The sequence below is a fragment of the Actinoplanes sp. 13 genome (assembly GCF_056134165.1).
This window is the reverse complement of record NZ_JBVYOQ010000002.1, coordinates 270,384-292,308: the sequence shown is the minus strand read 5'-3', so window position 1 is coordinate 292,308 and position 21,925 is coordinate 270,384. Positions and strand designations below refer to the sequence as shown.

Here is a 21,925-nt window from a genome sequence, read left to right as displayed (position 1 = left end):
CTAGTGAACTTGATGCGTGCCTACCGGATGACCGGCTGGCGTGAGCCGCCGGTGGCCACCACGGCGCCGATCCCGGTGCCCGGCCCGGGTGAGGTGCTCGTGCGGGTGGCCGGCTGCGGCCTGTGCCGCTCGGACCTCACCATGCGCCGGATGCCGGGGGCAGTGGGCGAGCAGCTGGGCTGGCGGATGCCGTTCACCCTGGGCCACGAGACCGCCGGCCGGATCGCCGCCCTCGGCGCCGGCGTCGAGGGACTCACGCCGGGCGAGGCGGTCGCGCTGGTCTCCCCCGCCTCCTGCGGCAGCTGCGACGCCTGCCTGCAGGGACACGACAGCATGTGCCCGCGCAGCCTGACCGGCCGGGGGTACGGACGAGACGGCGGGCTGGCCGACTACGTCCTGGTGCGGGGGCCCCGCGACATCCTGCCGCTCGGCGACCTGGACCCGCGGTCGGCGGGGGTGCTCACCGACGCGGGCGCCACGGCGTACCACGCCGTCTCCCGGATCCTGCCCGCCGGCGGCGACGTGGTCGTCATCGGCGTGGGCGGGCTCGGGTCCTTCGCCGTACAGTTCCTCGCGGTCCTCGGTGACGCACAGGTCCTCGCCGTCGATCCGTCCCCGTCGCGCCGGGACTTCGCGGCGTCCACCGGAGCCACCGCCTTCGCGGACGTGTCCGGCGTGCCCGGCGCGGACGCGGTGCTCGACTTCGTGGGCACCGACGAGACCATCACCGCCGGCATCGGCCTGCTCCGGCCGGGCGGCACGTTCGGGCTGATCGGATCGGCGGGCGGCCGGCTGACCGCACCGTGGTTCGAGGCCCTGCCCCGCGACGGCACGGTCTTCACCTTCCAGGGCTCGTCGATCGCCGACGCCGCCGAGGTGATCGCGCTGGCCCGGGCCGGCTCGATCCGCAACGAGGTCACGTACTTCGATTTCGATCAGATCGACACCGCTTACGCGCAGCTCAGCGCGGGGACACTCGCCGGCCGCGCAGTGATCGTCCTGGACTGAGCACCCGCATCCGGCGCAGATCGGCATCGGAATTGCCTTGACCTGAACCTTGGGTGAGGTGGCACCTTGCCGGTATGAGCATGGAGATGGCCGCGTGGAACTCGATGTACCACGCGATGAACCAGCAGGACGACAAGCGCCCGTTCAAGCTCGCGACGCTGCGCCGCATCGCCGGGTTCGCCCGCCCGCACCGGCGCGCGCTCGCCGGGTTCCTGGTGGTCAGCGTGGTCACGGCCGTCCTGGCCGTGGCCACGCCGGTGCTGGCCGGGCGGGTGGTGGACGCGATCGTCGACCGGGCGGACGTCGACCTGGTGATCTGGCTCGCCGTGGCGATCGGCGTGCTGGCGCTGCTCGAGTCCGGGCTCGGGCTGGTGCAGCGGTGGTTCTCGGCGAGCATCGGCGAGGGTCTGATCCTGCACCTGCGGACCGCGGTCTTCGACCACGTGCAGCGGATGCCGGTGGCCTTCTTCACCCGGACGCGCACCGGCGCCCTGGTCAGCCGGCTGAACAACGACGTGATCGGGGCGCAGCGGGCGTTCAGCGACACGCTCTCCGGCGTGGTCGGCAACGTGGTGGCGCTGGTCCTGACGCTGATCGTGATGCTCGGCATCTCCTGGCAGATCACCGTGCTGTCGCTGATGCTGCTGCCCATCTTCCTGCTGCCGGCCCGGCGGATGGGTGGGCGGCTGGCGTCGCTGGAGCGAGAGGCCGCCGGCCACAACGCGGCGATGAACACCCAGATGACCGAGCGTTTCTCCGCGCCGGGCGCGACGCTGGTCAAGCTCTACGGCCGGCCCGACGCGGAGTCGGCCGAGTTCGCCGCCCGCGCCCGCCGGGTCAAGGACATCGGGGTCCGTACGGCGATGACTCAGTGGATCTTCCTGACCGCCCTGGTCTCCGTCTCCGGCGTCGCCACCGCCCTGGTCTACGGCCTGGGCGGCTTCTACGCCCTGCGCGGGCAGTTGGAGCCGGGGGCCGTGGTCGCGCTCGCCATCCTGCTCACCCGGCTGTACGCGCCACTCACCGCCCTGGCCAGCGCCCGCGTCGAGGTGATGAGCGCGCTGGTCAGCTTCGAGCGGGTCTTCGAGGTGCTCGACCTCAAGCCCCTGATCGAGGAGAAGCCGGACGCCCGCCCGGTGCCCGACGGTCCGGTGTCGGTCGAGTTCGACGCCGTCCGCTTCGCCTACCCCTCCGCCGACAAGGTCTCCCTCGCCTCGCTGGAGGAGGTCGCCACCCTGGACACCCGCGGCGGCGTGGAGGTCCTGCACGAGGTGTCGTTCCGGGCCGAGCCCGGGCAGATGATCGCGCTGGTCGGCTCCTCCGGCGCCGGCAAGTCCACGATGGCCTCCCTGCTGCCCCGGCTCTACGACGCCGGCGAGGGCGCGGTCCGCCTGGCCGGCGTCGACGTCCGCGACCTCACCGCCGCCTCGCTGCGGCAATCCCTCGGCCTGGTCACGCAGGACGGTCACCTCTTCCACGACTCGGTCCGCGCCAACCTGCTGTTCGCCAATCCCGCGGCGACCGAGGACGAGATCTGGGACGTGCTGCGCCGCGCCCGGATAGCGGACCTGGTGTCCGCGCTGCCCGACGGGCTGGACACCGTCATCGGCGAGCGGGGTTACCGGCTCTCCGGCGGTGAGCGGCAGCGGCTGACCATCGCCCGGCTGCTGCTGGCCAAGCCGCGCGTCGTGGTGCTCGACGAGGCGACGGCCCACCTGGACTCGACCTCCGAGCAGGCCGTGCAGGCGGCCCTCGGCGAGGCGCTCACCGGCCGCACCGCGGTGGTGATCGCGCACCGGCTGTCCACGGTCCGGGCCGCCGACCAGATCCTCGTGATCGAGGACGGCCGGGTCGTCGAGCGCGGCACGCACACCACGTTGCTGGCCGCCGGCGGGCGCTACACCGAGCTCTACGAGACCCAGTTCAGCGAGACACCGGCCCAGCCGGTCGGGTGAGGCCGCCCGGCGGCCGGGGCACCAAGCGGCGGGCGCGACCGGGCGGGCGCGACCGGTCAGGCGCGACCCGGCGGGCGCGACCCGGCGGGCGCGACCCGGCGGGCGCGACCGGTCAGGCGAGCTTGCCGAGGCGGGTGAGGGTCTCGTCGGCCTCGGTCACCAGGTCGGCCAGCACCTCGGCGACCGGGCGGACCGCGTTCATCCGGCCGACGATCTGGCCCACCGGCATCGGCACCACGCTCGGGTCACCGGACTCCATCAGCCGGTCGTGCGCCCGCGACACCAGGAGGTTCTGCAACGGCATGGGCAGCGGCTCCGGCGCTTCGGCGTCCTCCCACGCGCGGGTCCAGCGGTTGCGCAGCAGGCGGGCCGGCTTCCCGGTGTAGACGCGGCTCCGGACGGTGTCGCTGGAACCGGCCCGCAGCAGGGCCTCCCGCAGGGCTTGCGACGTCTGATATTCCGTCGTCCCGAGCCAGACCGAGCCCATCCAGACGCCACGGGCGCCCAGGGCCAGGGCGGCGGCGATCTGCCGGCCGGAGCCGATGCCGCCGGCGGCCAGGACCGGGACGTCGGCGCCCACCGCGTCGACGATCTCCGGGACCAGGACCATGCTGCCGATCTCGCCGGTGTGGCCGCCGGCCTCGTAACCCTGGGCCACCACCAGGTCGACACCGCCGGCGAGGTGGCTGCGGGCGTGGTCGGCGCGGCCGGCCAGCGCGGCGACCACCAGGCCGTTCCGGTGGGCCCGCTCGATGACGTCCGGCGGGGGCGGCCCGAGCGCGTTGGCGATCAGCCGGGGCGGGTGGGTCAGGGCGACCTCCACGTGCGAGCGCGCGACCGAGTGCAGCCACCCCAGCACGCCCTCGCGACGGGACTCGTCGACGCCCAGCGGCGGCACACCCAGCCGCAACAGCGTGCGCTCGACGAAGTCCCGGTGCCCCTGCGGGATCAGCTCGTCGAGGTCGGCCGGGGTGCCCTCGGTGGGGACCCGGCCGGGCATCACCACGTCCACGCCGTACGGGCGGCCGGCCAGCTCCCGGTCCAGCCAGGTGAGCACCTCGTCCAGCTCGCCGGGGTCGTTGAAGCGCACACAGCCGAGCACGCCCAGCCCGCCGGCCCGGCTGATCGCGGCGACCACCTGCTCGGACGGGCTGAAGCCGACGATCGGGACGTCGATGCCGAGCAGGTCGCAGAGGTCAGTCCGCACGTCGCGCCTCCCCGGCCGGGGCGTGCGTGCGCACATACTCGTGCGCCCACCGGTAATCGGCCTTGCCGCTTATCGTGCGGGCGAGCCCGTCGACCAGCCACACGTCGCGGGGCACCTTGAAACCGGCGATCCGGCCGCGGACCTGACTGGTCACGTCGGCGACGTTCACGCGTACCCCCGCCCGGGGTTGCACGAGAGCGACCACCCGCTGCCCGAGCAGATCGTCGTGGGTCCCGATCACCAGGGCGTCGAAGACGTCCGGGTGTGCTTTCAGCGCGCCCTCCACCTCCTCCGGGAAGACCTTCTCGCCTCCGGTGTTGATGCAGGTGTTGCCGCGGCCCAGCAGCGTGATCGTGCCGTCCTCCTCAAGTCTCGCCAGGTCGCCGGGGATCGCGTACCGCACGCCGTCGACCTCGGTGAGCATTGCGGCGGTCTTCTCCGGATCCTTGTGATAGCCGAGCGGCACGTGCCCGCCGCGGGCGAGCCGGCCGATGACGCCGGGCGGGGCCTTGCGGCCGTGCTCGTCGATGACGATCGTGTCGGGCCCGGGCATCACGCGCGGGCCGTCGACCGCGCCGCCCTCGACGTCGGCGACGATGCCGATGCCGGCGAAACCGGTCTCCGAGGAGCCGATCGCGTCGGTGACCATGACGCCGGGCAGGGCCTCGAGATACTGCCGTTTGACCGACGGGGAGAACAGGGCGGCGCTGGAGGAGACAGCGATCAGAGAGGAGCCGTCGTGCTTGGTCGCCAGGTACTCCTCGATGATCGGGCGGGCCATCGCGTCACCGATCAGCACGACGACGTTGACCTGGCGTTCCTCGATGGTCCGCCACACCTCGGCGGCGTCGAAGTGCGGCAGCAGCACGACGGTGTCCCCGCCGAAGAGTGCGGCCAGCGCGGCCCACTGGGCGTTGCCGTGGATGAGCGGGGCGAGGCAGAGCCGGGTCATCGGCGGCATCTCGGCACCGCGCCTGGTCTGCGCCCACTCGTCCTCGAGCGGGATGCCGGACATGAAGTCGATGCCGCCGCCGAGCACCCGCCACACGTCCTCGTGCCGCCAGACGACGCCCTTCGGATAGCCGGTGGTGCCGCCCGTGTAGAGCAGATAGACGTCGTCGCCGGAGCGCTCGCCGAAGTCACGGCCGGCGGCGCCCGCGGCCAGCGCCTCGCCGTAGGACGCGTCGCCCGACCCGTCCGGCAGCGTGACCACGGTCCGCAGCCCGGGCGCCGACGGCAGCACGGCGGCGACCCGGCCGGCGAAACGGTGATCGTGGATCAGCGCCGTCAGCTCGGCGTCGGCGAAGAGATACTGCAACTCGTTCTCGACGTACCGGTAGTTGACGTTGATGACCACGGCACGCAGCTTGTAGACCGCGAGCATGGACACCACCGCCTCGATGGAGTTGCCCGCGTACAGTCCGATGTGGTCACCGCGGGCCACCCCGCGATCTTGCAGGAAGTGCGCCAGCCGATTGGCGTCCTCCTCCAGCCGGGCGTAACTCAGCTCGCGCTCGCCACAGGCGACCGCGACCCGGCCGGGAAAGGCGTCGACCGCGTGCTCGAAGAGGTCCGCAATATTGGCCGCCATCCCCTGAAAGTAGAACCTGTTATCGTTCCGGGCAAGCTTCGTCGCTCGGCCAAGGAGAACCGGTGGATGCCCTCGTCGAACAGCGCGGACCGATCCTGATCGTCACGATGAACCGGCCGCACGTGCGCAACGCCCTCTCCACCGAGATGATGGCCGTGCTGCGTGACGCCTGGGACCGGGTGGACGCCGACCCGACGATCCGGGTGGCGATCCTCACCGGGGCCGGCGGCTCGTTCTGCGCCGGCGCCGACCTGCGCGCGATGACCGAATCCCATCCCGGCGACGACTTCGCCGACGGCGGTCTCGACCTGTCCCGCATCGACGCGTTGCTCAAGGGCCGCCGGCTGAGCAAACCGCTGATCGCCGCGGTCGAGGGCGCCGCGGTGGCCGGCGGCACCGAGATCCTGCAGGCCACCGACGTGCGGGTGGCCGGCGAGAGCGCCCGGTTCGGGGTCTCCGAGGCACGCTGGGGCCTGTTCCCGCTGGGCGGCTCCGCCGTCCGGCTGCCCCGGCAGCTGCCCTACACGATCGCCGCCGAACTGCTGCTCACCGGCCGCCACCTGACCGCCCGCGAGGCGCTCGACGCCGGCCTCATCGGCCACGTCGTCCCGGACGGCCGGGCGCTGGCGAAGGCGCTGGAGATCGCCGCGCTGATCGCCGCCAACGGCCCGCTCGCCGTGCGGGCCATCCTGCGCACCATCCGCGAGACCGAGGGGATGCCGGAGAGCGAGGCGTTCGCCGTGGAATCCAGGATCGGCATGCAGGTCTTCCGCAGCGACGACGCCAAGGAGGGGCCACGCGCCTTCCTGGAGAAGCGCGAGCCGGTCTTCCGCGGCCGCTAAATCGGTTGCCCGATCCACCGCGGTCCGCTTGGCTCGCCGGCGTGAGCCTCCTTCGCCCGGACCGCTATCCCCGCTCGTCGGCGTACGACCAGGACTGGGTGCAGCGCCTGGACATGGGGCCGCACCCGCTGTGGCTGCTCGAGGACCTGGCCCGCGACCTCGACCTGCGCCCCGGGATGCGGGTCCTCGACCTCGGCTCCGGCCGGGGCGCCACCGCCGTCTTCCTGGCCCGGGAGTTCGGCGTGCGGGTGGTCGCCGCGGACTGGTGGATCCCGGCCGCGGAGGCCGCCGCCGTCTTCGCCGAGGCGGGCGTCGGCGACCGCGTCCGGGCGGTGCACGCCGAAGCGCACCAACTGCCGTTCGACGAGGAGTCGTTCGACGCGATCGTCAGCATCGACGCGTTCGAGTACTTCGGGACGGCGGACAGCTACCTGCCCTATCTGGTGCGGTTCCTCAGGCCCGGCGGGCAACTGGGCATGGCGACGCCGGGGATGACGCGGGAGATCCGCGACCTCGGTGTCATCCCGCCGCACATCAAGGAGGTCGTCGGCTGGGAGGCGATCGCCTGGCACACCCCGCAGTGGTGGCGGTTCCAGTGGGAGATCACCGAGCTCGTCACGGTGACGTCGGCCCGCCTCCAGGAGGGCGGCTTCGAGGACTGGCTGATCTGGGCCCGGGCCACCGACGGCCCGTCCTCGCCGGTCGTCCGGATGCTGGAGAAGGATGCGGGTGAGCTGCTGGGCTTCACGCTGATCACCGCACGGAAGAACCGTTCTCCAGATAACGGGTGACGCCCTCGTCGCGGGCCCGCACGGCCGCGCGCACCCGCCGCGCCAGCAGGTCCGACACCCGCTCCGCCGCCTCACCCTCACTGCACCAGGCGAAACTCCGCAGCTCGTCGGCGGGCAACCTGATCGTTGCGGCCGGGTCCAGGACCCCGCCGTCGAAGATCATCATCAGCCCCTCGGTGCGCTCCGGCCGGGGCGGCACCCAGTCCACCACCAGCAGACGGCCGACCGGCAGGGCCAGGCCCAGCTCCTCCTCGGCCTCGCGCTGCGCCGCCACCAGCGGCGACTCGTCGGCCTCCACGCACCCGCCGGGCAGCTCCCAGTCCGGCTTGTAGGTCGGCTCGACCAGCAGCACCCGGCCGGCGGCGTCGGACAGCAGCACGCCCGCGCCCATCCGCTTGCGCGGCAACGTCGCGGTGAAATCCCCCGTGGTCATGAGGGCACCGTAGGCCCAGGCGGCACGTCGAAGGCGCCCCGGTTCAAGGAACCGCCCAGAAGCGGACAGTGCGATCACGGCTACCAGTGATCAGCGTACGGCCGTCGCGAGTGAAGGTACCAGCGGTCAGGTCGCCGGTGTGCCCGCTCAACCTGCTCACCACTTTTCCCGTGACAGTGTCACGGAGAACGGCGACATCATCGTCGTTCTCAGGCATCGCGACGAAGTTCCCGTCCGGACTGAATGTCCACCACCGATGGCGGGTCTCATCCGGGTCGGTCTCGGTGGGGACCCGTTCGTATTCGTTGCGCATGTCCGCCACCAATCCGCCCGTCCGCATGTCCCACAGCCGAACGCCGATCGGCGACAGCAATTCGTCGGCGGCGAAGGTGGCTTCCGCCGCGGCGAGCCGGCCATCAGCGCTGAACATCACTTTTCCGAGTTGGTGCTGCACCGTGGGAGCCGCAAGACGGTGCCGAATCTGGCCGGTCAGCACATCCCATACGATCGCGCCTCCCGCTCCTCTCGCCGCCAGAGCGGCACCGTTCGAGGAGAAGACCAGGTCATGCAGTTCGGCCCCGCCGGTCAGATCGCGGGCCGGCACGCCGGATCGTGAGTTCCACAGTCGAATGGTCGTCCCGTCCGTGGCCGCCACGAGGTCGCCCTTCGGCGTGAAAGCAGCGCCACTGATGTCATCTCGCGAGACGGGGAGCAGGCGATCAGCAGTGCGAACGCCCGGAGTACGGATCAGCAGCCGTTCGTCTTCAGAGCTGTACGCCGCGAAGGAGGCACCGTCCGGGGCGAACATGACGTCGCTCGTCGCGCCACGGAGAACGTCGACCTCGTCGACCAAGGAGCCGGTGACCGCATTCCAGACCTTGGCGATCCCATTGTGTGTCAGCGTGGCCAGGAGCCGCCCGGTGGGATCGTATTCGATCTTCGACGTCCGGCCACCAGGGTCCAGAGCCGCGATCATATTTCCGTTACCCGTCTGCCACAGGCCGGCGCTGTCATCGAGGTCACCGGCGAAGGCGACCGTCCGGCCGTCCGGCGCGGCAGCCATGATTCCGGAGCCGCTGTTGGTGGAGAATCGGGCCAGAGGTTTTCGTTGCTTGATATGCCAGACTCCGACGTGGCCGCCCCCGGTGGCCATCACCGTGTGACCGTTTGCGGTCGTCTCTATCTCCCGCACCACACGGTCGAGCCCGGTCAACACCCCGGCCGAATTCACTCGCGGAGTCCGGAACTGGAGGGACCAGACCGGGAGAATCAGCAGGATCAAAAGGGCACCCGCCATCACCGGCATCGCGGTGGAGCGCCTCATCCGCTGGAACACATCGCGCCCGTAGGAAGGCAGCGCACCCAGACCGGTCGGTGCTTGCCGCGTAGCCAACCGATCTTGCAAACGGACGTGACGGAACTGATAGACAGCCCCCGATCTCCGCAGCAACTGCCGGTCCCGGGCCTCCTCGAGGAATGACAACAACCCGAACGGCAGACGTCGCCGAACAGCGAGCGCGGATCGCAGGATCAGGAAACGGGTCGAGGCCCTGGTCATCAGCATGACGACGCCGACGCAGAGCCCGACCAGGAGGCTGACCAGGAAAAGGAGCTCCGGGTGAGTTTGATAACGGTCCGGCGTGACGTCGTTCCAGTGGTCAGCGGCGACGAGGGCGAAGTCAGGACCACCCGGTTCACCGGGCCAGCCCGTCAGAGCCTGCGCGAAGTAACCGCACACCACGACGAAAAGGCAAGCCACCGGCATGGCGGCGGTCACAGCAAGGGTGGCCATGGCGGAGCCCGCCAGCGCGGAGTTCCGATCCTCACGGAGCAGGACTACGGGGTCGGCGCGTTGCGCCTGCTTCGGTGAATGGCTGACGCTGTCATGCGCGGCGACGCCAACCTTCACCACCGCCCAGAGCGCCGATGACACCGCAACGGTGATCACGTAACCCGTCACCCGAAAGTACGACCATCCGGTGTCCGGGGAGAACAGGATGGGAGTGACGACTGCCACGACAAGGGCAAAGGCACCGAAGACCCGGCCGGCACGGTTCGACGTCGCCCGCCGGGGTCGTGGCGAGAACACCATACGTCCGGGTGGTCGTGCGTCTGAACCGGTCGCCATCAGCACCGAGAGGAAACAGATCACGACTGCGAAAGCCCAGAGGAAACCGGCGTGATCGGCGGCGAGCGGGAACGGCTTCATGATCCAGTAGGCAGGCACCGCGAACAGCACGACGGCGACAACGGAGGCGATCACGACGCTCAGTCCATCGCGTATCTCATTCGGCAACCGCCACCACACCAGATCGCGTTCGTTGCGACTCTGCAGGTGACGAGCCAGGTAAGTCAGATATCTCTGCTGTCTCTGCCCCGGACAAGCCGTCTCCACCAACTTGTCGAGCAGGTGGTTCTCGACCTCGCGTCGGCTGTCGAGCTCCAGTAACTCGGCAGGGTCTGTGTTGTCATGACCATATGCTGTGCGAGCTACCGCGACCATCAATGGGCTACGGAAGGTCGCAGCGAGCGGACTGTTCCGGTCCCGACGCAACATGGTGAAGACAGGATCCCAGCGGGCGTCGTCGGCAGCGATGTAGCCGACGACATCCTCGACCTCTATCGGGCAGACACGCACAAGGGCGGCCTTGCGCAGCCCTCGCCCACTGCCTTCGACCACGTCGAGGAACTCGGTGAGCCGACAGGTGAGCACGAGCGGGAGCTTGCCGCCGTTCAGATGGTTGATGCCGTCGACCGCGACAGCGCGCGCAGCCTCAGGAATCTCGTCGAGTCCGTCCAAGACGGGCAGCAGCAACCGCTGGCTCAACAAATCCGCGGGGATGGTTGAAGCACCGTCGTAGTAGGCAGCAGCGAGAGTACGGGTCATCCAGTCCTCGAGCGAAACGCTGGCCGGGTCCCACGAGGACAGCGACAGGAGGACCGGAACCGCCTCGCCGGGAGCCCGGCGGCTGAGGAGACCGAGGGTCAACATGAGCGCCAGAACGGTCTTGCCCGACCCGGGCTCCCCCAATATCACCAGACGCCCGCCGGGAAGCGTTGCGTAGTCGTCGGCCAGCCCCGTCGTGGCTTCGTCGAAGTTGCCGTCGAGCCTGCCGGGCCTGGGTCGGACGCCGGGGCCGGCCATCAGGTCATCCGGGGGTTCCCAGGCCAGTGGGAGCACTTCGACACCGTGCAGCCCACGGGCTGCGGCCTCGGCCGTCCACGTGGACTTCACACGAGAGGCCAGGTCGTCAGCGATGCCCTCCTTCGAAGCGGGAGAGGCGCCGAGCATCTGGAACACGGCCAGCAGGGCACTGAGCAGCGCGAAGGCGACGCTGAGGACACCCACGACCGGATCCAGCTCGACCTCGGTGATGGCGACCAGCAGAAAACAGACGACGACGCCACCTCCGGACGCCCAAGCGATTGATCGGAGGATTCGGCGTTTCGGCCAGCCTGACAGCACAGGCCCACAGTAGAGACAGCATCACGACGGGCCAAGCAACAGTCGAATCGGTCAGATGGCGCGGTCGCGGCCGGACCAGTACGGGTCGCGGAGGTGGCGCTTGTAGAGCTTGCCGTTCGGGTCGCGGGGCAGCGCGTCGACGTAGTCGACGGTGCGAGGCAGTTTGAACCGGGCCAGCCGGCCACCGAGGAAGGCGAGCAGTTCGGCGGTGAGCGCGTGGCCGGGCGCCACGCCGGGAGTGGGCTGGACGACGGCCTTGATCTCCTCGCCCCACTCCTCGTGGGGGATGCCGAAGACGGCGGCGTCGGCGACCGCCGGGTGGACGGCGAGCTCGTTCTCGATCTCGGCGGGGTAGACGTTGACGCCACCGGTGATGATGACGTCGCTCGCGCGGTCGCAGAGGAACAGGTAGCCGTCGTCGTCGAGGTAGCCGATGTCGCCGACGGTGAACATCCGGTCCCGCCAGGAGGCCCGGGTCTTCTCGGCGTCGCCGTGGTACTCGAACGTCGCGTCACCCATCTGCAGGTAGACCTGGCCGGGCTCGCCGGGCGGCCGGTCCTTGCCGTCGTCGTCGAGGACCCGGACGCGGGTGCCGGGCCAGGCGCGCCCGACCGAGCCGGGACGCTCCCGCCACTGCTCGGCGGTGATCAGGGTGCCGCCGCCCTCGGAGGCCGCGTAGTACTCGATCACCACGGGGCCGAACCAGTCGAGCATCGCCCGCTTGACCGGCTGGGGGCACGGGGCGGCACCGTGGATCATGGCGCGCATCGAGGAGACGTCGTGCCGGGTGCGCTCGGCCGGCGGGAGGGCGAGCAGGCGGCGGAACTGGGTGGGGACCATGTGGCTGTGCGTGACCCGGTGCTGGTCGACGAGGCGGAGGAACTCGGCGGCGTCCCAGTGGTCCATCACCACGACCGGGTGCCCGAACTGCAGCGAGATCGCGGCGAAGTTCAGCACCGCCGTGTGGTAGAGCGGTGAGCAGCACAGATGCACGTGACCGTCGAACGGGCGGAGCCCGAACAGCCCGAAGAACCAGAGCGACACCGGCGGTACGTCGTCCGGGTCGAGGCCGGGCAGCGGGCGCCGGACTCCTTTGGGGCGGCCGGAGGTGCCGGACGTGTAGACCATGAGCGCGCCGAGCGTACGCCCGCCGGGTCGCCCTGATCCGCCGTCGCCCAGCGCGCCGAGAGGCAGGAAGCCGGGGATGTCGCCGACCGAGAAGCGGAAGGCGGCCGAGGCGCCGGCGTCCTGGGCGGCCGCGGCGAAGCGCTGGTGGGCGACGAAGGCCTTCGCCCCGCTGTCCCGCACGATGTAGCCGAGCTCGGCGGCGGTGAGGTGCCGGTTCAGCGGCACGACGTGCAGGCCGATCTGGACGGCGGCGAAATAGGTGACGAGCATGTCCGCGCCGTTCGGCAGCAGCAGCGCCACGGTGTCGCCGGCGCCGAGCCCGGCGGCGCGCAGCCCGCGGGCGATCCGGTCGGCCCCGGCGGCCAGTTCGCCGTAGGTGAGGGTCCGGCCGCCCGGCTCGACGACGGCGGTCAGCTGCGGCGACTCGCGGGCGACGGTCCACATCCCGATCCGGGTCATGGCGTGACTCTATAACTCGTTGCAGTCGCAGAGAAGCCGTTCCTCAGCCGCCTTGCCGTCAATATTGGAACGTGTTTCACTCGATGACGTGGAAGCCCCGATGACCATCGCCTTCGACTACACGCGCTCGCTCGGTCCGGTGCTGGGCCGGTTCATGGCGGGTCTGCGCGACGGGCGGGTGCTGGGCGGCCGGACCTCGGACGGGCGGGTGCACGTACCGCCGCTGGAGTTCGACCCGGTGACGCTGGAGCCGGTCACCGATGTGGTCCAGGTCGGCAGTGGCGGGGTCGTGGTCAGCTGGACCGAGGGGTGGGCGCTGGTCCGGCTGGACGGAGCGGACACAGCACTGCTGCACCTGCTCGACGCCGTCGAGCCGCGCACCGGGATGCGGGTGCGGATCCGCTGGGCGGCCGTGCGGACCGGGCACATCCGCGACATCGAGTGCTTCGAGCCGGGCGCCGCCGTGGTGGCACCCGGCGGCGAGGGCGAGGGTGAACCGGTGCAGATCATGACGACGCCGATCCGGCTCGACTACCGGCACACCACCTCCGCCGAGGAGGACCGCTATCTGCGCGCGCTGGCCGAGGGCCGGATCATCGGGCAGCGCTGCCCGGCCTGCCGCAAGGTGTACGTCCCACCGCGCGTCTGCCCCGCCGACGGGGTGCCGACCGACGAGGTGGTGGAACTGCCCGACCGCGGCACGGTCACCACGTTCTGCGTGGTCGACGTGCCGTTCGCCGGGCAACGGCTGAACCCGCCGTACGTGGTGGCGCAGGTGCTGCTGGACGGCGCCGACATCCCGATCTCGCACCTGGTGCTCGGCGTCGAGCCCGGCCGGGTGCGGATGGGCCTGCGGGTCGCCGCGGTCTGGCGGGACCGGGAGCAGTGGACCACCACGCCGGAGAACATCGCGCATTTCGAACCGTCCGGGGAGCCGGACGCGCCCTACGAGACGTACGCGGAGCACCTGTGAACGCCGTCGCCGTCGTCGGTTTCGCCCGGTCCGGCCACGTGCTCACCACCAGCGCGGTGGAGACGCTGGTGCCGGTCTTCGAGCAGGCGCTGCACCGGGCCGGTCTGCGGCGCCGCGAGATCGACTTCTGGTGCTCGGGATCGTCGGACTACCTGGCGGGCCGGGCTTTCTCGTTCGTCAACGCGGTCGACGCGATCGGGGCGGTGCCGCCGATCGCCGAGTCGCACGTCGAGATGGACGCGGCGTTCGCGCTCTACGAGGCGTACCTCAAGATTCTTTCCGGCGAGGCCAGGACCGCGCTGGTGTACGGGTTCGGCAAGGCGACCGCCGGTGACCTGCATCGGGTGCTCGCGTTGCAGCTCGACCCCTACACGGTCGCGCCGCTGTGGCCGGACGCGGTCAGCGTGGCGGCGCTGCAGGCCCGCCTCGCGCTGGAGGCCGGGATGTTCACCGAACAGGACATGGCGGCCGTGGCGGCACGCGACTCCGGCGCGGAGATCGGGGACCTGCTTGCCCGGCCGTACCAGCGAAGTCCTTTGCGTACGCACGACGTCGCGCGCGTGAGCGACGGCGCGGCGGCGATCGTGCTGGCCGGAAATGATCTGGCCACCCGGCTGCCGGAGCGCCCCGCCTGGATCTCCGGGATCGCGCATCGCGTGGACCCGCAGGGGCTCGGCGAGCGCGACCTGACCACCGTTCCGTCGGCGACGGCAGCGGCTGCCGACGCGGGCCTGGACGGTTCGGTCGAGGCGATCGCGCTGCACGCGCCGTTCACGTCCCAAGAACTGCTGCTGCGAGCGGCGGTCGGCGCCGGCGACACGCCGGTGATCGGCTCGGACGGGACGGACGCGATGTTCTCAGCCGGGCTGTCCCGGATCGGCGCGGCGGCCGAGGCTGTGATGTCCGGGCGCGTCGCGAAGGCCGCCGGACACGCGACGAGCGGCCCGGCGCTGCAGCAGAACCTGATCTGCGTGCTGGAGGCCCGATGAGACGTGGTGGGGCCCGATGAGACGCGCCGCTGTGCTGGGGACCGGGCAGACGCAGCACCGCACCCGGCGGACCGACGTGTCGATGGCCGGACTGTGCCGGGAGGCGATCGACCGGGCCCTGGCCGACGCGGGGACCGCCTGGTCGCAGATCGACGCCGTGGTGCTGGGCAAGGCGCCGGACCTGTTCGAGGGCGTGATGATGCCCGAGCTGTTCCTGGCCGAGGCGATCGGCGCGGCCGGGAAACCACTGCTGCGGGTGCACACCGCCGGATCGGTGGGCGGGGCCACGGCGATCGTGGCGACCAGCCTGATCCGGGCCGGGGTGCACCGGCGGGTGCTGGCCGTGGCGTTCGAGAAGCAGTCCGAGTCGAACGCCATGTGGGCGCTGTCGATCCAGCCACCGTTCACCGCGCCGATCGGGGCCGGGGCGGGCGGCTATTTCGCACCGCACATCCGCTCCTACATCCGGCGTTCCGGCGCGCCGCCGCACATCGGGGCGCTGGTCGCGGTCAAGGACCGGCGCAACGGAGCGCTGAACCCGTACGCGCATCTGCGGCAGCCCGGGATCACTGTGGAGTCGGTGCAGGCGTCGCCGATGCTGTGGGATCCGGTCCGCTACGACGAGACCTGCCCGTCGTCCGACGGCGCGTGCGCCATGGTGATCGGCGACCAGGCCGCCGCCGAGGCCGCCGACCGGGAGGTCGCGTGGATCCGGGCCACCGCGATGCGCACCGAGCCGACGTTCTACGCCGGCAAGGATCACGTCAACCCGCGCGCCGGAGCGGTCGCCGCCCAGGCGCTGTGGTCGCTGGCCGGCATCGCGGACCCGCTCGGCGCCGTCGACGTCGCCGAGATCTATGTGCCGTTCTCGTGGTTCGAGCCGATGTGGCTGGAGAACCTCGGGTTCGCCGGGCCGGGGCAGGGCTGGAAGCTCGTGGAGTCGGGCGAGACCGGGATCGGCGGGGCGCTGCCGGTGAATCCGTCCGGCGGTGTCCTCTGCTCCAACCCGATCGGCGCGTCCGGGCTGCTGCGTTTCGCCGAGGCGGCCATGCAGGTGATGGGCCGGGCGGGCGAGCATCAGGTGGCGGGCGCGTCCACGGCGCTCGGCCACGCGTACGGAGGCGGTTCCCAGTTCTTCTCCTTGTGGCTCGTCGGGAGGCACCCGTGAGAGTTGTGCGGCGGCAGATCACCGGCGCGGTGATCTTCGGGCTGGGAGTGGTCTGTGTCGTGCTGGCCGGCGCGCTCGCCTGGATCATCGTGCCTTCACTGCGACAGGTGCCGCTCGACCTCGTACCGCCGGACGTGGTGGTGGAGGGTGAGAACGTCTCCTTCGTCCAGGCCAAGACGCTGCCGGACGGGTCCTTCCAGGTGGTGGTCGAGAACGCGGGGCTGCGGACCCGGACCGGCATCAAACCGGACTTCGCGGCGGCCGCGGCGCTCGACGGCGACCTGGCCGACGACACGCTGATCTGGAACGTCTATCACGCCACTGACCGCACCGACACCGGCGAGGCGATCAACCGGTCGGAGAGCCGGGTGGCGCTGGACCGGGTCAGCGGGGCGGCCGTGCCGTGGGCCGGGCAGTGCCACACCGAGACGCCGGGCGTCACCTGCACGCCGGGCGACATACGGTTCGAGGGGCAGCTGTACCTGTTCCCGTTCGGCACCGAGAAGACGACGTACCAGTACTGGGACTCGTCCCTGCAGCACGCGTTGCCGATCGAGTACCAGGACGAGGAGAACTACAACGGGGTGCCGGCGTACCGGTTCGTGCAGCTCGTCCCGCGGCAGGTCGTCGAGATGGACCCGCAGAACATGGCGGTGCTGCTGGGGTTCCTGGCGCCCGGAGCCAGCACGGCGACGGTGAGCTACCAGGCGACCCGGACGCTGTGGGTGGAGCCGGAGACCGGGGCCATCGTGGGGTACCGCGAGCAGCAGCGCCGGGAGCTGCAACCCAACGTGGGCACGCCGGTGGTCATCTTCGAAGCCGACCTCGGGTACGACCAGGCGACGCTCGAGGTGGTCGGCGAGCGGGCGGCCGATGGTCGTACCCGATTGCTGGTCCTCGGCTTCTGGCTGCCGATCGGTCTGGTCGTCCTCGGGATCGCCCTGCTGGTGGCCGGCTTCCTGACCATCCGGCGGGACCGGGCCGGCCGCGAGCCGGCGCCGGCGCCCGCCGAGCCGAGCCCTCAGCGGGTGCCGTAGAAGTCCGGCGGCACCATCGGATCGGTCTCGGACATGTTGCTCGCCACCTCACTGGCGCTCGGATTCAGCGCCGCCAGCGTCGCGGTGACGCCGATGACCGCCAGCACGATCGCCACCGCCGCGCTGACCACCAGAGCTTTCATCGTGACCATGACTCACAGCCTCTCCAGGATGCTCGCGGTGGACATCGCCCCGCCCGCACACATGGTGACGAGCGCGGTGCCGCCGTCCGACCGCTCCAGTTCGTGCAGCGCCGTGGTGATCAGCCGGGCCCCGGTGCTGCCCACCGGATGACCCAGGGCGATCGCGCCGCCGTTGACGTTGACCCGGTCCGGGTCGGCGCGGTGCACGCCCAGCCAGGACAGCACCACGGCGGCGAACGCCTCGTTCACCTCGACCAGGTCCAGATCGTCGATCTTCATTCCGGCCCGGCCGAGGACCCGCCCGGTGGCGGCGATCGGACCGTCCAGGTGATAGAACGGCTCCGCACCGACCAGGCACTGCGCCACGATCCGGGCGCGCGGCCGCAGCCCCAGCTCCCGGGCCCGGCCGGCGTCCATCAGCAGCACGGCGGCCGCACCGTCGGAGATCTGCGACGAGGTGCCGGCGGTGTGCCGCCCGCCGGGAAGCACCGGTGGCAGCCGGGACAACCCGTCCAAGGTGGTCTCGCGCAGGCCCTCGTCACGCCGGACACCGGCGACCGGCGTCACCTCGCGGTCGAACCGGCCCTGCGACCAGGCGCGGGCCGCGTTCGCCTGGGAGCGGACGCCGAGCCGGTCCAGGTCGTCGCGGCTCAGCCGGCGCCGCTCGGCGATCCGCTCGGCCGCGACGAACTGGTTCGGCAGGTCGATGTCCCACGAGTCCGGGCGGGGCGTGCCGGCCGTGCCCAGGTTGGCCCGCAACGGCACCCGGCTCATCGACTCGACGCCGCAGGCGACGCCGGCGTCGATCGCGCCCGCCGCGATCAGCCCGGCGATCAGGTGGGTGGCCTGCTGGGCGGAGCCGCACTGCGCGTCGACGGTGGTGCAACCCGTCGCCGGGGGCAGGCCGGCGTGCAGCCAGGCGGTGCGGGTGATGTTGTTCGACTGCTCGCCGCCCTGGGTGACGCAGCCGCCGATGACCTGCTCCACCAGGCCCGGATCCAGACCGGCGCGAGCGAGCAGCGCGAGCTGGGCGGCGCCGAGCAGCTCGGCGGCGTGCAGGCCGGACAGCAGGCCGTCGCGGCGGCCGACCGGGGTGCGGACCGCGTCGACGATCACCGGCTCACCCACGCCCACCTCCAGATAGAACGTGTTCCTGTGCAGAACCTATCATCGGCAATCACGTTCGTGTATGAACGCGGTAGAACCTGTTCCCCTAGGAGGAACCGTGGCCGAGCCTCGCACCCGCATCGACTTCACCGATCCGGCGATCTACGTCCACGGCATCCCGCACGCCGACTTCGCCGAGCTCCGGCGCAGCTCCCCGGTCTGCTGGATCCCGCAGGAGCGGGGCAGCGCGGGCTTCGACGACGACGGCTACTGGGCGGTGACCAAGCACGCCGACGTGATGGCGGTGTCCCGGGACAGCGAGACCTTCTCCAGCCGCGAGAACACCGCGATCGTCCGGTTCCAGGCCGGCATGCCCCGCGAGCGGATCGAGATGCAGCAGCTGGTGCTGCTCAACATGGACCCGCCGCAGCACACCAAACAGCGCGCCATCGTCTCGCGCGGCTTCACCCCCCGCGCCATCAACAACCTGCGCGCCACGCTGACCGCCCGCGCCGAGCGGATCGTCGCCACCGCCGGGGCGAACGGTGACGTCGGCGACTTCGTCACCGAGATCGCCTGCGAGCTGCCGTTGCAGGCGATCGCCGAGCTGATCGGCGTGCCCCAGGAGGACCGGCGCAACGTCTTCGACTGGTCCAACTCCATGATCGGTTACGACGACCCGGAGTACGGCGGGGTCCAGGACCCGATGGAGTCCGCCATGGAGTTGCTCGGCTACGCCATGCAGATGGCCGACGACCGGCAGACCTGCCCCCGCGACGACATCATCTCCACGCTGGTCCAGGCCGAGATCGATGGCGAACAGCTGTCCACCGACGAGTTCGGCTTCTTCGTGCTGATGCTCGCCGTCGCCGGCAACGAGACCACCCGCAACGCCATCTCGCACGGCATGCTCGCCCTCCTGGAGAACCCCGAGCAGTGGGAGCTGTTCAGATCCACCCGGCCGCGCACCGCCGTCGACGAGATGGTCCGCTGGGGCACCCCGGTCAACGCCTTCCAGCGCACCGCCACCCGCGACACGTCGGTCGGCGGCCAGGCGGTCGGCGCCGGTCAGCGGGTCGCCATGTTCTACGGCTCGGCCAACTACGACGAGGACGTCTTCACGCGCCCGCAGGACTTCGACATCCTGCGCAGCCCCAACCCGCATCTCGGGTTCGGCGGCAGCGGCGCGCACTTCTGCCTGGGCGCGAACCTGGCCCGGCTGGAAATCGATCTGATCTTCAACGCGATCGCCGACCACATGCCCGGCATCAGCCTGGCCGGCGAGCCGGAGCGGCTGCGTTCCGGCTGGCTCAACGGCATCAAACACCTGCCGGTCCGCTACAGCTGAGCCCCACCTCCAGCGTGTGAACTTGCGGCTCAAATCGAACCCCAACTTCACACACCAGGTCGTACGCCCTCCAGCGTGTGAACTTGCGGCTCGAAACGGACCGGAACTTCACACGCACGCGGGTCAGGGGTGTTGGCTGCTGACGGAGATGACCTCGCCGGTGAGGTAGGAGGCGTAGTCACTGGCCAGGAACGCCACCACGGTCGCCACCTCCCACGGGTGCGCCGCCCGCCCGAACGCCTCCCGCCCGGCCAACGTGGCCAGTTCCTCCTCGCTGATCACCCGGCTCAGGAAGGGATGCGCGGCGAGGCTGGGCGCCACCGCGTTGACCCGGATGCCGTGCCGCGCCACCTCCAGCGCGGCGCACCGGGTGAACGCCATGACACCTGCTTTCGCGGCGGCGTAGTGGGCCTGACCCGCTTGTGCCCGCCAGCCGAGCACCGAGGCGTTGTTCACCACGGCCCCGCCGCCGCCCTGGTCGATCATCCGGCGCAGGGCCGCCCGGGTGCAGCGGAACGTCCCGGTGAGCGTGACGTCCAGGACCCGCGCCCACTCCCGGTCGTCCATCTCGGTGACCGGCCGGTCGCCACCCAGGCCGGCGTTGTTGACCAGCACGTCGAGCCGCCCGTACCGGTCGGTGGCCCCGTCGATCAGCCGCTGCACGGCCGGCTCGTCGGTCACGTCGCAGGGCACCGCCCATACGTGGGCCGGGTACGCGCCGGAGAGCTCGTCCCGCACCTCACCGAGCCGCCGCTCGTGGCTGTCGCCGAGCACCACCCGCGCACCCTCGGCGAGGCACCGCCGGGCCACCGCCGAGCCGATGCCGGCGCCGGCCGCCGCGGTCACCACGACCACCTTGCCCGCCAGCAGCCCGCGCCCGGCCGGCGGCCGCGGCGCGGCAGCCGCGCCGGCATCAGCCAACTCGGCGCCGGCCCCCGCCGACCGACGCCCGGCCACAGGCCGCACACCGTCCGGAGCCGGCGGCCCCGGGCCCACCGGGCCACCCGGAGCCGGTCGCGGAGAGCCACCCGGAGCGGACGGCCGGGGCCGGTCCTCGGGGGATCGCTGGACGCCGTCCGGGTCCTGGCGGCTCACCGCCGGTCCTGGCGGGGCAGGCCCAGCACACGCTCGGCGACGATGCCACGCTGGATCTCGTTGGAGCCGCCGTAGATGGTGTCGGCCCGGCTGAACAGGAACAGTCGCTGCCAGCGTTCGACCTCGGCCGGGCTCGCGCCGGCCCCGGCCTCTTCCAACACCTCCATCGCCAGCTCACCGAGGCCCTGCCGCCAGCGCGTCCAGAGCAGCTTGACCACGGACGGGTTGCCGGGCGGCGGCTGCGCGGCGGCCAGGCTGCGCAGCGTGTGCGATCGGAGCACGCTCAGATCGATCCAGGCGCGGGTCAGCCGCTCGCGCAGCGCCGGCCGCTCCGCCGCCCCGGTGCGGCGGGCCAGCGCAACCAGGTCGTCCAGGTCGCGCTGGAAGCCGATCTGCTGGCCCACGGTCGCCGCGCCCCGCTCGTAGGCCAGCGTCGCCATCGCCACTCTCCAGCCGTCACCGGGCCGGCCGACCACCAGGGCGGAGTCGGTGCGGGCGCCGTCGAGGAACACCTCGTTGAACTCGCTGTCGCCGGTCAGCTGCCGGATCGGGCGGACGGTGACGCCCGGCTGCCGCATCGGCATCAGCAGGTAGGACAGGCCGCGGTGCCGCGGCTCCCCCGCCACCACCGGTGACGTGCGGGCCAGCACGAAACACCAGTCGGCGACGTGGGCGAGCGACGTCCACACCTTCTGCCCGGTCAGCACCCAGCTGTCGCCGTCCAGCCTGGCCCGGGTGGTGACCCCGGCCAGGTCGGACCCGGCGCCGGGCTCGGAGTAGCCCTGGCACCACAGGTCGTCGACCGCGGCGATGCCGGGCAGGAAGCGGCGCTGCTGTTCCGGGGTGCCGTGGTCGATGAGGGTGGGCCCGACCATGGTGGTGCCGATGTGGTCGACACGGCTGGGGGCGCCGGCTCTCGCGTACTCCTCGTGGAAGATCACCTGCCGGGTGAGCGGGGCGCCGCGCCCACCGTGCGCCACCGGCCAGGCCAGCGTGGTCCAGCCGGCGGCGGCGAGCCGGCGGGCGAAGGCCAGCCGTTGCGGGAAGGCCTGGTTCTCCCGGCCGGGTCCGCCGGCGCCGCGCACCTCGTCGGTCAGGTTGGCGGCCAGCCAGTCCCGGACCTCGCGCCGGAACGCCTCGTCGTCCACTGGCGTCACCTCCCGCACCCCGCGTACGCTCACCCTA

General features: G+C 71.5%; 18 protein-coding genes. 9 read left to right on the top strand and 9 right to left on the bottom strand.

The annotated features are described in order from the left end of the window. The first annotated feature begins 12 nt into the window (after positions 1–12). Both AC0NH5_RS05920 and AC0NH5_RS05915 read left to right on the top strand, forming a co-directional pair. On the top strand, positions 13–1,008 hold the full coding sequence (locus AC0NH5_RS05920) for an alcohol dehydrogenase catalytic domain-containing protein (protein WP_474401384.1): 996 nt from the start codon (positions 13–15) through the stop codon (positions 1,006–1,008). A 74-nt stretch (positions 1,009–1,082) separates the two neighbouring features. Next, a complete protein-coding gene (locus tag AC0NH5_RS05915) occupies positions 1,083–2,963 on the top strand; it encodes an ABC transporter ATP-binding protein (protein ID WP_474400759.1) in 1,881 nt (626 codons plus the stop codon). A 112-nt stretch (positions 2,964–3,075) separates the two neighbouring features. Here AC0NH5_RS05915 and AC0NH5_RS05910 read toward each other — a convergent pair whose 3' ends face one another. Together AC0NH5_RS05910 and AC0NH5_RS05905 are read right to left on the bottom strand one after the other, a co-directional pair. Next, entirely contained in the window at positions 3,076–4,170 is a 1,095-nt protein-coding gene (locus AC0NH5_RS05910; protein ID WP_474400758.1) for an NAD(P)H-dependent flavin oxidoreductase, read from the bottom strand. Beyond that, positions 4,160–5,761, bottom strand: coding sequence for an acyl-CoA synthetase (locus tag AC0NH5_RS05905; protein WP_474400756.1), 1,602 nt, complete (start codon positions 5,759–5,761; stop codon positions 4,160–4,162). Before AC0NH5_RS05905 ends, AC0NH5_RS05910 begins: the two co-directional genes overlap by 11 nt. Before the next feature lie 62 nt (positions 5,762–5,823). Here AC0NH5_RS05905 and AC0NH5_RS05900 point away from each other — a divergent pair, with 62 nt between their 5' ends. Next, positions 5,824–6,603 (top strand): crotonase/enoyl-CoA hydratase family protein, encoded by a 780-nt coding sequence (locus AC0NH5_RS05900; protein ID WP_474400754.1) that lies wholly within the window; start codon positions 5,824–5,826, stop codon positions 6,601–6,603. A 41-nt stretch (positions 6,604–6,644) separates the two neighbouring features. After that, positions 6,645–7,394: an SAM-dependent methyltransferase gene (locus AC0NH5_RS05895; protein ID WP_474400753.1), complete on the top strand. Its 750-nt coding sequence runs from the start codon at positions 6,645–6,647 to the stop codon at positions 7,392–7,394. On the opposite strand, the gene AC0NH5_RS05890 is transcribed toward AC0NH5_RS05895, so the two are convergent. From AC0NH5_RS05890 to AC0NH5_RS05880, 3 genes are read right to left on the bottom strand one after another with little or no spacing between them, the layout of a single operon-like run. Next, positions 7,357–7,827 carry an NUDIX domain-containing protein gene (locus AC0NH5_RS05890; protein WP_474400751.1) on the bottom strand — a complete coding sequence of 157 codons (471 nt, stop codon included), beginning with the start codon at positions 7,825–7,827 and terminating at the stop codon, positions 7,357–7,359. The genes AC0NH5_RS05895 and AC0NH5_RS05890 overlap by 38 nt on opposite strands. A 43-nt stretch (positions 7,828–7,870) precedes the next feature. Then, entirely contained in the window at positions 7,871–11,293 is a 3,423-nt protein-coding gene (locus AC0NH5_RS05885) for an NACHT and WD40 repeat domain-containing protein (RefSeq protein WP_474400749.1), read from the bottom strand. A gap of 51 nt (positions 11,294–11,344) precedes the next feature. Next, complete coding sequence (locus AC0NH5_RS05880; RefSeq protein WP_474400748.1) at positions 11,345–12,880, bottom strand: acyl-CoA synthetase; 1,536 nt, start codon at positions 12,878–12,880, stop codon at positions 11,345–11,347. A gap of 100 nt (positions 12,881–12,980) precedes the next feature. Here AC0NH5_RS05880 and AC0NH5_RS05875 point away from each other — a divergent pair, with 100 nt between their 5' ends. The 4 genes from AC0NH5_RS05875 to pgfA are packed head-to-tail and all read left to right on the top strand — an operon-like array spanning position 12,981 to position 17,047. Then, positions 12,981–13,853 carry a Zn-ribbon domain-containing OB-fold protein gene (locus AC0NH5_RS05875; protein WP_474401382.1) on the top strand — a complete coding sequence of 291 codons (873 nt, stop codon included), beginning with the start codon at positions 12,981–12,983 and terminating at the stop codon, positions 13,851–13,853. Then, positions 13,850–14,842 carry a lipid-transfer protein gene (locus tag AC0NH5_RS05870; RefSeq protein WP_474400747.1) on the top strand — a complete coding sequence of 331 codons (993 nt, stop codon included), beginning with the start codon at positions 13,850–13,852 and terminating at the stop codon, positions 14,840–14,842. Before AC0NH5_RS05875 ends, AC0NH5_RS05870 begins: the two co-directional genes overlap by 4 nt. Positions 14,843–14,858: 16 nt before the next feature. Then, a complete protein-coding gene (locus AC0NH5_RS05865; protein WP_474400745.1) occupies positions 14,859–16,010 on the top strand; it encodes a thiolase domain-containing protein in 1,152 nt (383 codons plus the stop codon). A 5-nt stretch (positions 16,011–16,015) separates the two neighbouring features. Next, positions 16,016–17,047 carry a cell envelope lipid trafficking protein PgfA gene (gene pgfA, locus AC0NH5_RS05860; protein ID WP_474401381.1) on the top strand — a complete coding sequence of 344 codons (1,032 nt, stop codon included), beginning with the start codon at positions 16,016–16,018 and terminating at the stop codon, positions 17,045–17,047. Here the strand turns inward: pgfA and AC0NH5_RS05855 are convergent. Together AC0NH5_RS05855 and AC0NH5_RS05850 are read right to left on the bottom strand one after the other, a co-directional pair. Then, positions 17,032–17,199, bottom strand: coding sequence for a hypothetical protein (locus AC0NH5_RS05855; protein ID WP_474400743.1), 168 nt, complete (start codon positions 17,197–17,199; stop codon positions 17,032–17,034). The two genes, pgfA and AC0NH5_RS05855, sit on opposite strands and share 16 nt — an antisense overlap. Before the next feature lie 3 nt (positions 17,200–17,202). Continuing rightward, complete coding sequence (locus tag AC0NH5_RS05850) at positions 17,203–18,318, bottom strand: steroid 3-ketoacyl-CoA thiolase (RefSeq protein ID WP_474400741.1); 1,116 nt, start codon at positions 18,316–18,318, stop codon at positions 17,203–17,205. Between the two features lie 97 nt (positions 18,319–18,415). Here AC0NH5_RS05850 and AC0NH5_RS05845 point away from each other — a divergent pair, with 97 nt between their 5' ends. After that, positions 18,416–19,645: a cytochrome P450 gene (locus AC0NH5_RS05845; RefSeq protein WP_474400740.1), complete on the top strand. Its 1,230-nt coding sequence runs from the start codon at positions 18,416–18,418 to the stop codon at positions 19,643–19,645. Between the two features lie 123 nt (positions 19,646–19,768). On the opposite strand, the gene AC0NH5_RS05840 is transcribed toward AC0NH5_RS05845, so the two are convergent. Both AC0NH5_RS05840 and AC0NH5_RS05835 read right to left on the bottom strand, forming a co-directional pair. After that, complete coding sequence (locus AC0NH5_RS05840; RefSeq protein ID WP_474401379.1) at positions 19,769–20,566, bottom strand: SDR family oxidoreductase; 798 nt, start codon at positions 20,564–20,566, stop codon at positions 19,769–19,771. Between the two features lie 170 nt (positions 20,567–20,736). Further along, positions 20,737–21,888, bottom strand: coding sequence for an acyl-CoA dehydrogenase family protein (locus AC0NH5_RS05835; RefSeq protein WP_474401377.1), 1,152 nt, complete (start codon positions 21,886–21,888; stop codon positions 20,737–20,739). Between the last annotated feature and the right edge of the window lie 37 nt (positions 21,889–21,925).

Coding starts and splice junctions, on each gene's coding strand:
- AC0NH5_RS05920 (WP_474401384.1), top strand. CDS start 13: ATGCGTGCCTACCGGATGACCGGCTGGCGTGAGCCGCCGGTGGCCACC.
- AC0NH5_RS05915 (WP_474400759.1), top strand. CDS start 1,083: ATGAGCATGGAGATGGCCGCGTGGAACTCGATGTACCACGCGATGAAC.
- AC0NH5_RS05905 (WP_474400756.1), bottom strand. CDS start 5,761: ATGGCGGCCAATATTGCGGACCTCTTCGAGCACGCGGTCGACGCCTTT.
- AC0NH5_RS05890 (WP_474400751.1), bottom strand. CDS start 7,827: ATGACCACGGGGGATTTCACCGCGACGTTGCCGCGCAAGCGGATGGGC.
- AC0NH5_RS05880 (WP_474400748.1), bottom strand. CDS start 12,880: ATGACCCGGATCGGGATGTGGACCGTCGCCCGCGAGTCGCCGCAGCTG.
- AC0NH5_RS05875 (WP_474401382.1), top strand. CDS start 12,981: ATGACCATCGCCTTCGACTACACGCGCTCGCTCGGTCCGGTGCTGGGC.
- AC0NH5_RS05865 (WP_474400745.1), top strand. CDS start 14,859: ATGAGACGCGCCGCTGTGCTGGGGACCGGGCAGACGCAGCACCGCACC.
- AC0NH5_RS05855 (WP_474400743.1), bottom strand. CDS start 17,199: ATGGTCACGATGAAAGCTCTGGTGGTCAGCGCGGCGGTGGCGATCGTG.